Here is a 14,083-nt window from a genome sequence, read left to right on the forward strand (position 1 = left end):
TATACCATCTTTATCCGTTGCAAACCATTCTCAAATGAGAATTTTAATCTTAAAATTGTTGCTTATGCGCGGTTAATCATGGTTGATTGCTTGAGGGCGCTATTATAAGATGAGAACAGCGGCTTTGTCGGCAACGCCGAACGCCGCCCGCATGTTGCGAGGGAGGAACAATTATGCTTCATGTATCGCCCGATTCCTTGAGTCTGCTTCCCGCGTTCGCCAAAATCGTATGCGAGCCGGGCTGGAGATGGGCCAGACGAGAGAAGCCGATGGCCAACTTCGATCTGTTCTATGTATGGAGCGGCGAAGGGGAGGTTGAGGTGAACGGCGTTCATTATCAGGTTGGCAAGGGCAGCTGTTTTCTGTTCCGGCCAGGCGATTATACGAGCGCGACCCATAACCCGCAGAAGCCGCTTGTGCTCACGTATATTCATTTTGCGGTGAACGAGACGATCAACCAGGTGCCGGAGCGTTACCGGGTGCTGGACGATACGGTCGATTTCGAATATATGCTGTCCCGATACGTCAGGCTGTTCCTGGTTCAGACTTATGCGGCGCAAGAGGAAGCGAGACTCGTGCTCAAGTCGCTGATGATTCAACTGCTGCGCGCGGATAACCAGGCTCCGATAGAGAAGAAAGCGAGCAATCAGCTGACCGAAGCGATTCACGAGGTTGCCAATTATATCCGGCAAAATCCGGGCATCGCCCACCGGGTGGAGGATCTGGCCATGAGGGCGCAGCTGTCCCCGCGTTATTTCTCGATGAAATTCAAGGAGCTGATCGGCATGTCCGTTCAGACGTATATGATTCAAACCCGAATCGAACGCGCGCAGCACCTGCTTATGCATGCGGGAATGAACGTCACCGAGGTGGCGGACGCGCTCGGGTACCGGGACATCTTCTTCTTCAGCCGCCAGTTCAAGCAATATACCGGAAGAAGTCCTTCCGAAATCAGGTAGCACCATGGATCGCCACGCCAAAAGACTGCTTCCTCATCCCGTCAGGGAAGAGCGAAGCAGTCTTTTTGTGTCGTGCTGTAATTAACGTCCCCGTTATCTACGACAAGTCGCCCAGCGATTCGCCCATGCGAACCTTGGCGCCGAGCTGAAGATCCTTCCGAGGAACGAAGGTGTGGTCTTCCAGCAGCAGGACGACGGTCGAGCCGAATTCGAAATAGGCCAGCTCGTCTCCCTTGGTCACGTCGTCCTGAAGAGGAAGCACGTATTTGATGCTGCTTACGTTCATCGCGCCGACTTTGACGACGGCAGCCTCGCCGCGCTCGTGCCTAATATATGTAATCAGCCGTTCGTTCCGGCTAAGCACCCTCTTCATATGTCTCAAGCCGAATTCGTTAACCGGGTATACCTTGCCGGAGAGATGCTCGCGCTCCACGACCCGGCCGGTGACGGGGACATGGATCCGGTGATAGTCCGTGGGGCTGAGGTACAGGACCATATAGAATCCGTTATGATAGCGGCTTGCTCTGGACGAACCTCCGAGCAGCTCGTCGATCGTGTAATCTTGCCCTTTGACGCCGAGCAGCGTGCCGGAATGGATGGTACCGATACCGGTAATGACGGCGTCCACGGGACTTGCGACCGAGCTTGGAGAGGAATGGACGGTACGCATGCCCGGCTTCAATCTTCTCGTGAAAAACTCGTTTAAGCTCTTATATTCATGGAGATGCTTCTCGGCTTCTTCGGTCGCGATGCCATACAGCTTGGCAAAGCGGGGAATCATGACGCGGCTGGCGCCGGACTGGGCGAATCTGCCGGTCATGCGGGAAATCCATTTGCGGGAGCTGAGCTCCGTCATGGCGCGTAGCAGCCATCTGGTCATTGCGGCACCTTCACGTCCTTTCTCGAAGTAAGAACAGTTTGACATATCGTCTTCATTTTATCAATAGTTGCAGGATACCGGAGCCTTTCGATATGATGGTTACATCTTCTGGAAGGGATGTAGCGATCATGACAACGGAACGGCGCCCAGACGCGCTCATATTCGATATGGACGGCACTTTATTCGAGACGGACACGCTGCTGGTGTCCGTTCACCAGCGAGTGTTCCGAACGCTGCGGGAGGAAGGGCTGTATACGGCGGAGACGCCGCCCGTCGAGCGGCTGCTCGGCTGCCTGGGCATGCTGCTTGACGACCTGTGGAGAAAGGTAATGCCGGACGCCAGCGCCGAAGCCCGCACAAGAGCGGATGTGCTTCTGCTTCAGTACGAGCTGGAAGGGCTCGCTGCCGGGGAAGGGCGGCTGTATCCGCACGTGGAAGAAACCTTGCGCAAGCTGAAGGAAGGCGGCGCGAAGCTGTTCGTCGCGAGCAACGGGCTGGAAGCGTACGTGAAAGGCGTCGCGAAGCACCGGGGCATCGCCGGCTTGTTCGACGGCATATACAGCGCGGGGGAGTACGGCACGGCTACCAAGGTCGAGCTTGTCTCCAGGCTGATCGCCGACCATGGACTCGCAGGACAGACGGTGTGGATGATCGGAGACCGCTCCTCCGACGTGGAGGCGGGAAGAGGCAACGGCTTGAAGACCGTCGGCTGCGCCTATGCCAAGTACGGCGGAGCTTCCGAGCTGGAGGAGGCCGATGTCCTTATCACCGATTTCCGCGAGCTTCTCGGGTAGAAAACAGTTGAATGAAATAGCCGCAACGCAACAGACCGGACGTTATTACCGCCCGGTCTGTTCGTCTATGCCGTTCCTCTTGCTCTTCAGCGTCTTCATTCGTTTATATTTCCATAGGGCGTACTCAAGAGGCTTCGCGATCGCCTGACGGTAGACATCCTCCTCGCCCGCGCGGATGAATACTTCCCTCGCCGGCTTCGGATTGACTTCGATCATCCAAATGCGGCCGCCGCGGTCGATCGCGATATCGATCGCCAGCTCGCAAAGCGCGTCATAACACAGCTCCAAGTATTGCGCGACGCCGATTCCGAAGCTTTCGACTTCCTCTTTGATACGCGCGATTTTGTCTTCTTCCCGGAACCAGGCTTGAAGCAGCTTATCCATCTTCACCGCCTTGCCCCCGCCGTGCAGGTTGGCGGTGATGCTGCCGTAGGCGCCGATCCGGCCGGCGCATCCGGTAACCGTCCATTCGCCCGTGCCGTCCTTCTGAACGAGGAGCCGGTAGTCGTGAACGCGCCCGCTTGCAAGCTTAAGCTGGATGCCCTGCTGCACGATGTATTTAGTATCCTTGAGATTCCAATTGGCCAAATAGCCGCTGAGCCGCTCGGCCTTCATTCGGACGGGCTGAACGATGCGTCTTTTTTGATCCCTGCCTTGCACGAGCAGCATGCCGTTTTTCTCGCGTTCGATTCGCAGAATGCCGCGGCCTCCCGTTCCGTTGATTGGCTTGAGATAGAGCAAGGGATAGGCGCGAAGCATATCGTAGACGTCCTGCAAGCTTTCGAAATAGCGGGTTTTCGGCAAATAATTCCGGAATCGGGAGTCCTTCGACAAGACCGAATGAATCGTCCATTTGTTCCGCAGCGGCCGGTTGAGGAACAGACGGCTCGCGTATTTGGCCCGGAATTTGAGCAGCTGATCGAATCTCGGCGAACGCTGAATCCGGCAACGATCGAAGATCATATCGGGAAACGCCGTCCATTTCCTGCGCCAGAGCTTCGTGTCGGGGTCGTAGAAGAGGGCCCGGATCAAATTCGTTTTGTCATGCACGTCTTGAGGCGTGAATACGAAAACGTTCAGCCCGAGCTTGCGGCCCTCCACCGTCATTTTCTGATAGTAATCCCGCTCCTCGAGTACGCCCGCGTCATTGAGATATAGCGTCAATATGCCCAGGACGGGCTGCGTCATGCTGGACTCCCCTTTCGAAACGAAGCGTCGATTTGCCGGTAGGCCCTTTGTGAATCGACACGGCCTTCATTCCCAAGGCGAAGCAGAGCGCCATGCTGGGAATATTGTCTGCGGCGACATGGCAGGCCAGATGCCCCAGCGCATTCATCATGGCCCGCATGAGCATGCTTCCCGTGCCGCTTCTCCGCGCGCCGGGATGGACGACGAGGAGACAGCCCCCGTCTCCCCCGTCCGCCGCGAAGCCAAGTCCCGCTACGCGTCCGTTTTGTTTGGCGACAACGACGGCCGCTCTCGACAATCCGTTTTCGTCCGGCAACAGCCAAGACGGTTCCAGGCTGCGAAGCGCATGGAGCGAAGCTACCGTAATCCGCTTCTCCCCGAACCGAATGATAAAGCCGAGCAATCTCCTCTTCTCTTTCATCCATTCCTCAGGTGTCAGCCGAAGCAGCTCCATGTTAGACGCCTCCTGCTCTTCTCGTTTTTTTGCGCGCGAGATAAGACCCGTATTGAAAAATCCGTTCCAGCGATTTCTGCCTGATATGCGGCTCGTCGAATTTCATCGGTTTGGAATTGGCTTCAAAAAACCACAGATTTCCGTTGTGGTCGACGCCTAAGTCCATCGACATCTCGCCGAGGCGCTGGCCCGAGGCTCGTTCAATCTGCTTGGCGATCAGGAGCACGGTCGTTTTGGCCTTATGCAACAGCTTATGTGCCTGCTCCGCGCCGAATGAATACGTAAGCAGCTTCTCCGGGTCCTCGATCCGCCCGCCCCTTGGGACGTGGGTCGTAATGCTCGATTCCCCGGCCAGCCGGGCGCCTAGTCCGGTCAGCTCCCAATAGCCCCGCCGGTTTTTCTGCACGAGCGCCCGGAGATCGAAGCGCCGTTCATTAACGGACGCAAGCTGGATGCCTTGCTGGGCGATATAGGCTTCGCCGCCGCTTTCCTTCTGGATACGCGCCCATAGCTTCTCGAGCGAAGAGCAGTTATAGGTCGAGCTGCTCCGGTTCTCTTGAATCTTGAGCCTGTACGGCAAGCTCTTGCCTCCGTGAAGGCGTACCGTCATGATGCCTTTGCCGGCTTTGCCGCTAACCGGCTTCAGGTAAAGATAAGGGTGCTTGCGCATCAGCCGGTTGAGGCTGCTGACGTTCATAAGCTTTCTCGTCGTCGGAATGAACGGCTTCGTGTTTCTCGACTTTTTGAGCCATTCGAACAAATCCCATTTGTTGAAGAAAGACGGATTGAACAGCATGACGCGCGGGTGCTTGCGGCAGGCGTTGATCTTCTGTCTGACGGCCGGCTGCATCTCGTCCTCACGGTGGGGGATGCGGTTATAGATGATATCGGGGAAAGGCATGAGCTTCCTTTGCCATTTTTTCGATTCGGCGTGGTAGACGTAGCCCCGAAGCATTTTGCGGCGGAACAGCAAGTTGCTGACGGTCAGCACATACACTAGAAAGCCCATGGTTTGCCCGGTCCGGATCAAATCCGCGAAGTTGCTGCGGTTACCGCGGAAATCTCCGTCCGGGTCTTCGGTGGTCAGAATAGCGAGAACAAGCGTTTTTTTCATTGGCTCTTTGAGCTGCTTAATTTCCTGAATGGGCTCATTCATAGAGCGTCCCCTCCCTGGAACCGGCTCAAATACAAGCAATGCTCGAATATATAGGAGACGGAGGCCTTGCCCTCCGATCGTAGTGCGGGATGCTTGAAGATGGAGCGTCCCGGCTTGGCGTTCGCTTCGAACATCCATACGTCGCCGGATTTGTCGATGCCGATGTCAAGTCCGAGCTCGCCCAGCCGATGCGGATAGTTGCGCTCGATCGCCTCGGAGAGCTTCACGGCTACGCGCTTCGCTTTCTCCAGAATCGCATTCGCTTCGCTGCCGAACGTGCGTCCCAGCGCTTGCTCCGGCGTCATGAGCGAACCGCCGTTTTTCACATGCGTCGTGACGCTTCCGCGTCCTGCTTTTTTGGCTCCGATGCCGGCGGGAACCCATTGATTGTGGCCGTTCTTATGCATGTGGAACCGGAAATCGAGTTGGCATTTGTCGATCTCGACCAGCCGGATTCCCTGCTGCGCCACGTATTGGCTGATGCGTCCGCCGAGTCTGGCCTGAAGCATTCTCATCATCGATGAGAAGCTAGGATAGCGGACCAGAACGTTCTGGCTGCCTCTGCGGTATCGAACGAAATAACCGCGGACCGGGTGGTACGTCAAGCGGTAGATGCCGATGCCGAGACTGCCTCCGCCCGGCTTGAAATACAGGAACTGATATTTCTCCAGCATTTCCTTGATTTTGGCAGGCGAAGGATTGGCGACGGATTCGGGGAGATGGGCGAGCGCTTCGGGATCGTTGTCGAGAAGCTTGTAGACGTCCGCCTTGTTCAAAAAGCTCCAGTTAAAGAGGGGGATCTGCTTCTTCACGAACCGTTCCCTAACGGAGCTGATATAGGACGTTGATTCGGCCTTCCGATTCGGCAGCCGGTTGTAGACGACGTCCGGAAGAGGCACGACCTTGCGGAACCAGCCGCCCTGCGCGTTGAGGAAATAGCCGTTGACCGTTTCCTTCTGCCAGTTGATGTCGTTCGGCGTAAATCCGAACATATAGGCTTTGCGCGAGCCCGTGCGGATCACTTCCTTGATAAAGCCCGAGCGGTTGCCGAACGGGTAGCTTTCCGCCGGATGAATCGTATCGGTCAGAATGCCGACGAGCGGGCCGAGCTGGATCTCGTTATCGCCCGTGCTTATCAGGCACACGTTGCCGGTCTTCGGCACTTTGATGGCGTTCCTGACGCCAGCCGACAGATAGACATGATTGCCGGCACGCCTCAGCAGCTTGACGGGCGCTGAAATCGCGACATTGCCGAGCTTGATGCGAATCGACCTTTTGCCGGCTAGCTTGAACTGCTTGTAGAGAGGGCTGGACAAATAAACGACTCTATCGGACTGCTGGGAGAAGTGTACGTTACAAGTTGTCAAACTCATCGATGAACCTCCTGAACGTTTGAGGACCTCAGCCTGGCGGCAATAGCGATCGAACGCTGCGGCTGAACGAGGTCGTATGCGGATTCAGCGGATACAAAGGTCGGCGCTGCGCGATTGGTCAAGTAACTGGCATAGCGAAGGGGACGTTCGATCGACAGCTTCATGGCGGAGTCGTCTCCGATTTGGCGGAACGCGTCGCGCCCCGGCTTGGAATTGGCTTCCAGAAGCCAGAGCTTGCCGGAAGGTTCGATGCCGAAGTCAAAGGCCAGCTCGCCGAATCTTCCGAAGCTGTCTTCTAGTCGTTTTGCTGTATGCCCACATATTGTATGGATTTTCCTGTATAAACGTTCGGCTTCGGGCTTGCCAAAGTTCGTTTCCAGCAAACGCCCAGCCGATATCGCCGCGCCGCCGCCGTGCAAATTCGAGGTCAATGAACCCGATTCCCCGCGCCGCGCCGCCATGCCTGTCAATTTCCAAGCGCCGCTCCCGTCCTTCTGCAGCAAAACTCTTATATCGAAGGGACGATTCTCTATATCGCGCAAGACGAGATACGGCTGAATAAGAAATGCGGATCCCCGCATGAACGGCTTCAGCCAACCCGAAAGCTCCGTTATCTCCGCAAAGGAACGGCTGAACCGGCGGTTGCTGCCCGTGCGTCCCCGCGCAAGCAGCTCGCCGGAGAGCGCCGCCAGCGAGATATGGACAAGCCCTCGGCCCTGCATGCCGGCGGCCGGCTTCAGAACGAGCCCGGATTTGCGCTCCGGCAGCCGGTTCCTAAGGGCGTCCGCCGTGTAGGGGGTAGTCCTAGGAAGATAAGGGGCGAGCGCATCGTCCTCCAGCAGCGCCTGGTAGATCGTCAGTTTGCCGGGTAGCTTGCCGTTCAGGAACTGGAACCGGCGCTGCTCCCCCATGCGGGCCAGCGTTATGGCGGCGCTTCGCCTCTCCTCTGCGCTCCGGCAGAAGCTGCGGTCGTAGACGACATCGGGAAGAGGGACGGGCTGCCGCTCCCATGCGCCGTCCGCGTAACGGCTGCCGAAAAGCGTTTGAGTCCGCGGGTTATAGTCGGCCGCAGTGAACACGTAAGCTTGCATGCCCATTGCAATCGAGGCCGAGAGCAGCTCGCGGCAAAGCCGCGGCTCGGACGGGAAGGCCTGCTCGTTCCCGCGGCTTGGAGGCGAAGCGAATATGCCGAAAACGGCGGAAGCTGGCAGCTTCATCTGAATACTCCCTCCCTTAGAAGCCCGCGACATAGCGGGCGTATTGAATCATCATCCGTACGGACGGTCTGATCTTGCCTTCGTTCAGAGGCGTATTGTCGTTCTTCGACGGCTTCGAATTGACTTCAAGCAGCCAGACCTTCCCGTTCGTGTCCAGCGCGAGATCGATGCCAAGCTCGCCGAAGTGGGCGGGAATATGCTCCTCGATTCCTTTGGCGATCTGGAGCGCCGCGCTTCGAAGCCGGCCGGACGTGTCCAAGCGGTTTACGCTTGTACTCAGATTGCTCTTGGCGACTGCCGCGCTGACCGTGCTGAGCGTCCCGCCTCGCGCCAGGTTCGATACGAAATGCTGGCTTCCCGCCGTCCGCGCGACGATCGAGGTGATGACCCAATTGCCGCTCGCGTTTTTCTGGACGAGCGCGCGGAAATCGACGGGGCGTTTTTGAATTTCGATCAGCTGCAGGCCCTGCTGAATTTGATAGCGCACCGACTTCATCTTGACGGAAAGTGAGGCGTACAGCTTAGCGAGGCTCGCATACGTTGTTTTTTTCGATCCCGTAGGAGTCGCGTGAAGCGCCTGATAGCTAGAGCCATCCAGATTCGAGACGCGTATGATGCCTTTGCCGAGGCTTCCGCGCACGGGCTTCAGGAACACATTGGCGTGTTTCCCGCACATCGAGCGAAGCGTGGCGTAATTGCGAAGCAGATGGGATTCCGGCAAATAACGGGTCAGGTTTTCGTCCGCCTTCAGCGCGTCGAACACCTCCGTTTTGTCCAGAAACTTCTCGTTGAATACGATCGTCGAATGGCTTTGCTTGGTCTCCCGCAAAAAGCGCTGCACCGATTCGCTGTTCTCGAGCTTGCGGGTCGTCAGCCGGTTGTTCACGACATCCGGGGCCGGCATCGTCGTCTGCTTCCAGCCTCCGGCATAAATCCATCCCTGCACGCTGCTCGTGTCCGCGCCGATATGATGCGGGGCGAAGAAGAAGACGAACGCGCCTTGCGCTTTGCAAGCCTCGACCAGCTCCTTGCAGAACATGGTAATGCTCCCGAACGGCTTATCGGGCGTCATAGGAAAGTCCCGGCTGATCAAAACGCCGATTAGGGGGCCGAGTGAAAGCACGCCTGTGCCCGGCTTATAGTGGAGCCGCAGATGATGACGATCGGAGCCGGCGGCCGGCAGTCCCATCTTTTTCGCCAGAGACTGGCTGACGCGCATGCCCGAAAATCTCGCGACGGGTATAATTTTGACATGCTGGCGGAGGGAGCCGAATTTCAGCCGCACATGCTGGCCGCGGGGGATTTTCCAATATCGGATGTAGCTTTCGCCCAGCATGATCGTGTCTTCCGGCAGCTTATCCGAGCTGATCACCTGTATGGCAACTTTCGTTTTGAGCATTTCTTTTATTTCTCCTTCCGAACCACGGGAGCTCATGCGATCGGGGGCGTAACGGCATAAGTTGTTTTGAAACGAATTAATTTATCATATGAAGCCTTATGGGTGTTTGTGATTGTATCGAAGAGGAGGCGCCTTGCCGGAGGGAGATTCCGCAGTCATAGAGGGAGGAGGGAATTCATAGAATGAAGGGTGAGAGCGTATCAAGCAAGGAGGAATAATAGAATGGAGCAACGAAGCAGATGGAAAGAAAAGGGGCGTCATCTCCTGTACCTGATTGCGGCGCTGGCTATGCTGTTCTATGCCTTGGCTCGGCTCGAGCAGGGCGGAACCGGTGAGGGCTTTCGAGTATTCTGGTATGCTTGGCTTGGATTCGCGGCCGTGATCATCGCTGCCAACGTGAACATGCTCTTGTTCGTAAACGAGGAGAAGCGGCGCGAGCTGGCGCGCATCAAGAAGGCGAAGGCTCTGCAATGGGAGCGGAGCTTGGAGCGGACCTTCGCGAAGCGCGAGAAGGACAAGCGTTCGGCGAGAGCCAGGCAGTAGGAGCGTCCCGAACACGAAAGGAAAAAAAGAAGAACCTGCTTCAGGGAAGCGGATTCTTCTTTTTTGTTTGTTCTTAAGAGAACTCTATGAATCGAACGAATGCAATTCCTTGAATTGCACGAGCTGCTTGACGAATTTGTAGACGGCTTCCTGCTCCTTCACGTTCAAGCCCTGCAGCTGAATTGCGATCTTTTCGGCGTATCGCGACTCTTCCGCTTCGGCGGGGACGGCTGGCGCTTCCTTCGCGCGGATGTTCACGACGTCTTCGAGCGGGGTGTGCAGGGCGGCGGCGATTTTGTTCAGCACGTCGATCGTCGGATTTTTTTCGCCGCGTTCGACTTGTCCCATGTACGATGCGTTAATATCCGCTCTCAGCGCGAGCTGCTCCTGGCTTAGTCCCTTGGCCTTACGCAGAATGCGGATGTTCTCTCCGATCCTCTGTCCGATGTCGCTCATTTTTTCACCTCAGCCTAACGATAGAATGTTACCGCGGATGCAACAACATTATATAGAATGCTTCTAAAATCGTGACTATAGTCATTGACTGTGAAATAGTCGAATGATTATAATTAACATAAATATGCAGTTGTGTTAGACTAGTGGAATGCAAACGCGGAAGGGAGAGTGAGGGAGAATGGTAGAGGAGTTCGAGTTTTTCCGCAATGTGCGGTCCTATTATTGCCATGTGAAGTTTACGGTATCCTTCACTTACCGCTTCTCGCACCGGCATTCGAAGAGGGTAATGGCCAGAGGCTCGTTCGGCTGCGGCGTGAACGTGCGGTCGCAGACGGTGGAGTACGTCATGCAGCTGAAGTCCGACCCGATCGAGCGCCCCCGCAGCGAGAGCGGCTCCTTCCTTTTCACTACGCTTTACGAGGCTATTCCATCCCAAATGATAGAATTCGAGAATTATCCTATATATAAGGTTCGGTACCGGGTGCCGATCGATTACGACTGGCAGCAATTTGTCGTGCGCGGGGCGGAGAACGCCATCAATCCGGGCACGATCGGGCAGCTGTTCAGGAAGTGGAAGCTGCATGGCGCAAACGGCGAAGCCGTGGACGCGGGATTGAAGGTGGAGAAAATTGAATTCCATTGGTAGCCCCGTTTCCGAAGAAGGGCGGCCTTGCTCTATAATAGAAGGAGACAAGGAGTTGAGCATACGTGGCTACCAATCATGAACAGGGAAACGAATCCGGCACGAAGCACGAACAGATCCTGCAGCATATCCAGAGCTTGAAGATCGGAACAAAAATTTCGGTTAGAGCGATCGCGAAGTCGCTGCGCGTGAGCGAGGGTACCGTCTATAAGGCGTTCAAGGAGGCGGAGGCTTCCGGGCTTGTCAGCACGAAGGAGAGGATCGGCACCGTCCGCATCGACCGCAAGCGAAGGGAAGCGCTCGACCTGCTGACCTTCGGAGAAGTGGCCCGCATCGTAGACGGCAAAATTTGCGGCGGGGAGGATGGACTCGAGAAATCCCTTCATAAATTTGTTATCGGGGCGATGGAGCTGGACGCGATGCTGCGCTACATCGACGAAGGCAGCCTGCTCATTGTGGGCAACCGGGTTAGCGCTCACCGATGCGCGCTGGAACAAGGGGCCGGCGTGCTTATTACGGGCGGCTTCGAACCGAGCGCAGAGGTCATTCGACTGGCGGATGAGCTGTCTCTGCCTATACTTTCATCCCGCCACGATACGTTTACGGTGGCCTCGTTGATCAACAGGGCGATGTATGACCGTCTGATCAAACGAAAAATTATGCTGATTGAGGATATCGTGACGTTCAGCCGTCCCGCGGACGTGATGAAGAGCGGCGAGACGGTGGCGGACTACGTCAAGCTGTCCGCTAAATCCGGTTACTCCAGGTTCCCCGTCGTGGATGAACGCGGCAGAGTCGTCGGAATGATGACCGCCAAGGATGCGGTCGGCATCGCCGAGGATATTCCCGTGGAGAAGGTCATGACGAGACAGCCGATTACGGCAGCGCCGAATATAACGGTGACGTCCGCCGCGCATACGATGGCGGCCGAAGGCATCGACTTGCTGCCGATCGTCGACCGTCACCGCAAGCTTCTAGGGGTCGTAACCCGGCAAGAGGTGCTGGACGCGATGCGGTTCGCCGGCAAGCAGCCTGAATCGGGTGAAACGTTCGAGGATCTGATGTGGACGGGCTTCGTTCAGTCGGAGGAGAAGGCAGCGGACGACGCGGGGATCAGCTACAGGGGATCGATTACTCCCCAAATGTCGGGAGCTCTCGGCATGGCGTCGGAAGGACTTCTGTCGACGCTGATGACCCAAGCGGCAAGAAGAATGATTCGCGAGACTGGAAAGAGGGATTTCCTGCTGGAGAGCATGACTTCTTATTATGTAAGGCCGGTGCAGATCGACAGCGAGATTACGATTAAGCCGAAGCCGCTCGAGCTGAGCCGGAAGTTCTCCAAGCTGGAGATCGAAGTGCAGGACCGCCAAGGATTAGCAGCAAAAGCCATGCTCACAGCCCAAATGATCGACCCCTATTAAGAGGAAGTTCAAAAAAACGCTTTTGATCACGATGAGAATTCAGGAGGCAAGCTCGACATCGAATATTGAATTCAGCCGGATCTTCCGGTGCTCACGTAGCTCCACTACGCTCCGCTCCTCAGATCCTAGCTTCATCCAATTTTCTCGGTGCTGAAAAGCGATTTTTTGAACTCTATTGGAATAGAATCAAGGGCATTTAATTCATCACTTGCAATATCGAATTACCGTGAAGTTTAACCCTCCGAGGTTTGCTTCATGGAGCGGTAGACGCTTAGGTTGCGAAGGCCGGCGAATAGGTTGAAGACGCCGATCGCGATGAAGATGCCGCCGATGACGATCCGCAGCGTGGAGTCTTCGGACAGGAACAGCTGGACGAGCGCGATAAAGATGAGCAGGAAGCCCATGCTGATGTTCATTCGGGCGGTATGCATGCCTTTGGTTCGCATGTCGTTCGTGCGCCGCGCCCTTAAGCTGAAGAACGCGGACAATGTCAGCGTAATCATGATCGCCGGGTACAGCCCGTATTGCAGCAATTGATCCATTACAAATAGCAGCTCCTTTACTATGCGATTAGGACCGGTCCCACATGGGGAACGGTCCTTTCTTGTGCAGTTGGTCAACCGCCATCTATTGTAGCAGATAATGACCCGCTTGTGTTAGGAAGTGGGAGGTTTGGCAACGGGCTTCGCCGTCATCCAGATTTGAAGCTTGTATTCGGCCAGGAGCACCGTTTGGATTTCGACCGCGTAGTCTTTGCCGTACACGTCCACGTATACATTTCGTTCCAGCAGTCTTCTCGCGAATTTGGCGTCGGAGTCGATTTCGTAGATGCTGCGGCCGATGAAAGTCGACAAATCCGCTTTCACCCGTTTAATAAGCTCGGCTTCGGCCGACTTGTCCAAGACGGTTCCGCCGTCCTCGCGGCTAACCCGAACTTGCAGGCTCTTTATGACGGTGGGCTGGTTTTTGTATTTGGTGAGCTCCTTCACTTCCTGGTCGTATTCCTCAAGCTTCGCCTCAAGCTCGTTCTGGGTCTGGTAGAGCGCTTCGAATTGAGCGACAAACAACGAGTGGAGCACGACGGCCCCAACGATCATTCCCAACAGAAAAACGCCGAACGCCTGCATCCCCCGGACATAACGCTCGAACGGAGGCACTCTCATCGGTTAAATGCCCCCTTTGCAGACGAGTTTGACCAGCTCGGTTCCCATATGCGCCCCGAGGAACGCGAACAGGATGAAGCAGATCTGCTGCGCGGCAGGCGACAGATGGCCGAGCGTCAGATTGCTTTCGATCACCTTGACGGGATCGATCGATCCGCCGATGGCCGCCACGATCGCCCATATTTTCAGCCGCATCGCCGTATCGAACATAACTGTCGCCGGCGGCATCAGCATGAACACCGCGCCAACTCCCGCCAGCATCGATCCGCCGATCACGACGCCGAACGCGATAAAAAAGTCCATGCCCGCCTTGGACAAAAAATAAGTCATCCCGCTTGTCTCCACGTCTCGTTCCCCCTAGCGCTTTGTACCATTCTATGGGCGTGTCCATCCCGATTATGATAAAATAGCGTTAACTTTAAGCGCGTGTTGAAAAA

16 protein-coding genes are annotated in these 14,083 nt (G+C 56.1%); 5 read left to right on the plus strand and 11 right to left on the minus strand.

What is annotated here, in order from left to right; all coding sequences use genetic code 11:
- The first annotated feature begins 173 nt into the window (after nucleotides 1-173).
- Complete coding sequence (locus NQZ67_RS01490; RefSeq protein WP_257442077.1) at nucleotides 174-959, plus strand: helix-turn-helix domain-containing protein; 786 nt, start codon at nucleotides 174-176, stop codon at nucleotides 957-959.
- A gap of 97 nt (nucleotides 960-1,056) precedes the next feature.
- On the opposite strand, the gene asd is transcribed toward NQZ67_RS01490, so the two are convergent.
- Entirely contained in the window at nucleotides 1,057-1,839 is a 783-nt protein-coding gene (gene asd / locus NQZ67_RS01495) for an archaetidylserine decarboxylase (protein ID WP_257442078.1), read from the minus strand.
- Nucleotides 1,840-1,967: 128 nt separating this feature from the next.
- On the opposite strand from asd, the gene NQZ67_RS01500 reads away from it, so the two are divergent.
- Nucleotides 1,968-2,633, plus strand: a complete 666-nt coding sequence (locus NQZ67_RS01500) for an HAD family hydrolase (RefSeq protein ID WP_257442079.1) — start codon at nucleotides 1,968-1,970, stop codon at nucleotides 2,631-2,633.
- 45 nt (nucleotides 2,634-2,678) lie between these two features.
- Here NQZ67_RS01500 and NQZ67_RS01505 read toward each other — a convergent pair whose 3' ends face one another.
- The 6 genes from NQZ67_RS01505 to NQZ67_RS01530 are packed head-to-tail and all read right to left on the minus strand — an operon-like array spanning nucleotide 2,679 to nucleotide 9,420.
- A complete protein-coding gene (locus NQZ67_RS01505) occupies nucleotides 2,679-3,821 on the minus strand; it encodes a YheC/YheD family endospore coat-associated protein (protein ID WP_257442080.1) in 1,143 nt (380 codons plus the stop codon).
- Nucleotides 3,778-4,275, minus strand: coding sequence for a GNAT family N-acetyltransferase (locus tag NQZ67_RS01510; RefSeq protein WP_257442081.1), 498 nt, complete (start codon nucleotides 4,273-4,275; stop codon nucleotides 3,778-3,780). Before NQZ67_RS01510 ends, NQZ67_RS01505 begins: the two co-directional genes overlap by 44 nt.
- A gap of 1 nt (nucleotide 4,276) precedes the next feature.
- The gene (locus NQZ67_RS01515) at nucleotides 4,277-5,431 is read right to left on the minus strand and encodes a YheC/YheD family endospore coat-associated protein (RefSeq protein WP_257442082.1); all 1,155 of its coding nucleotides are present in this window, start codon (nucleotides 5,429-5,431) and stop codon (nucleotides 4,277-4,279) included.
- Nucleotides 5,428-6,804, minus strand: a complete 1,377-nt coding sequence (locus NQZ67_RS01520) for a YheC/YheD family endospore coat-associated protein (RefSeq protein ID WP_257442083.1) — start codon at nucleotides 6,802-6,804, stop codon at nucleotides 5,428-5,430. Before NQZ67_RS01520 ends, NQZ67_RS01515 begins: the two co-directional genes overlap by 4 nt.
- Nucleotides 6,801-8,021, minus strand: coding sequence for a YheC/YheD family endospore coat-associated protein (locus NQZ67_RS01525; RefSeq protein ID WP_257442084.1), 1,221 nt, complete (start codon nucleotides 8,019-8,021; stop codon nucleotides 6,801-6,803). The genes NQZ67_RS01520 and NQZ67_RS01525 overlap by 4 nt, the downstream gene beginning before the upstream one ends.
- A 16-nt stretch (nucleotides 8,022-8,037) precedes the next feature.
- Nucleotides 8,038-9,420, minus strand: coding sequence for a YheC/YheD family endospore coat-associated protein (locus tag NQZ67_RS01530; RefSeq protein ID WP_257442085.1), 1,383 nt, complete (start codon nucleotides 9,418-9,420; stop codon nucleotides 8,038-8,040).
- A gap of 222 nt (nucleotides 9,421-9,642) precedes the next feature.
- Here NQZ67_RS01530 and NQZ67_RS01535 point away from each other — a divergent pair, with 222 nt between their 5' ends.
- Nucleotides 9,643-9,963, plus strand: a complete 321-nt coding sequence (locus tag NQZ67_RS01535; protein WP_257442086.1) for a hypothetical protein — start codon at nucleotides 9,643-9,645, stop codon at nucleotides 9,961-9,963.
- An 84-nt stretch (nucleotides 9,964-10,047) separates the two neighbouring features.
- Here the strand turns inward: NQZ67_RS01535 and NQZ67_RS01540 are convergent, their stop codons facing one another.
- Nucleotides 10,048-10,419, minus strand: a complete 372-nt coding sequence (locus tag NQZ67_RS01540) for a helix-turn-helix domain-containing protein (protein WP_257442087.1) — start codon at nucleotides 10,417-10,419, stop codon at nucleotides 10,048-10,050.
- Nucleotides 10,420-10,597: 178 nt separating this feature from the next.
- Here NQZ67_RS01540 and NQZ67_RS01545 point away from each other — a divergent pair, with 178 nt between their 5' ends.
- Complete coding sequence (locus NQZ67_RS01545) at nucleotides 10,598-11,065, plus strand: hypothetical protein (protein ID WP_257442088.1); 468 nt, start codon at nucleotides 10,598-10,600, stop codon at nucleotides 11,063-11,065.
- A gap of 62 nt (nucleotides 11,066-11,127) precedes the next feature.
- On the plus strand, nucleotides 11,128-12,483 hold the full coding sequence (locus NQZ67_RS01550) for a DRTGG domain-containing protein (RefSeq protein WP_257442089.1): 1,356 nt from the start codon (nucleotides 11,128-11,130) through the stop codon (nucleotides 12,481-12,483).
- Between the two features lie 233 nt (nucleotides 12,484-12,716).
- Here NQZ67_RS01550 and NQZ67_RS01555 read toward each other — a convergent pair whose 3' ends face one another.
- The 3 genes from NQZ67_RS01555 to NQZ67_RS01565 form a co-directional block, all read right to left on the minus strand.
- On the minus strand, nucleotides 12,717-13,025 hold the full coding sequence (locus NQZ67_RS01555) for a YtpI family protein (RefSeq protein ID WP_257442090.1): 309 nt from the start codon (nucleotides 13,023-13,025) through the stop codon (nucleotides 12,717-12,719).
- A 114-nt stretch (nucleotides 13,026-13,139) separates the two neighbouring features.
- The gene (locus NQZ67_RS01560; RefSeq protein ID WP_257442091.1) at nucleotides 13,140-13,646 is read right to left on the minus strand and encodes a sporulation membrane protein YtrI; all 507 of its coding nucleotides are present in this window, start codon (nucleotides 13,644-13,646) and stop codon (nucleotides 13,140-13,142) included.
- Nucleotides 13,647-13,649: 3 nt separating this feature from the next.
- Entirely contained in the window at nucleotides 13,650-13,976 is a 327-nt protein-coding gene (locus NQZ67_RS01565; RefSeq protein ID WP_257442403.1) for a YtrH family sporulation protein, read from the minus strand.
- Between the last annotated feature and the right edge of the window lie 107 nt (nucleotides 13,977-14,083).

The organism is Paenibacillus soyae (assembly GCF_024623455.1).
Classification (GTDB): domain Bacteria; phylum Bacillota; class Bacilli; order Paenibacillales; family Paenibacillaceae; genus Pristimantibacillus; species Pristimantibacillus soyae.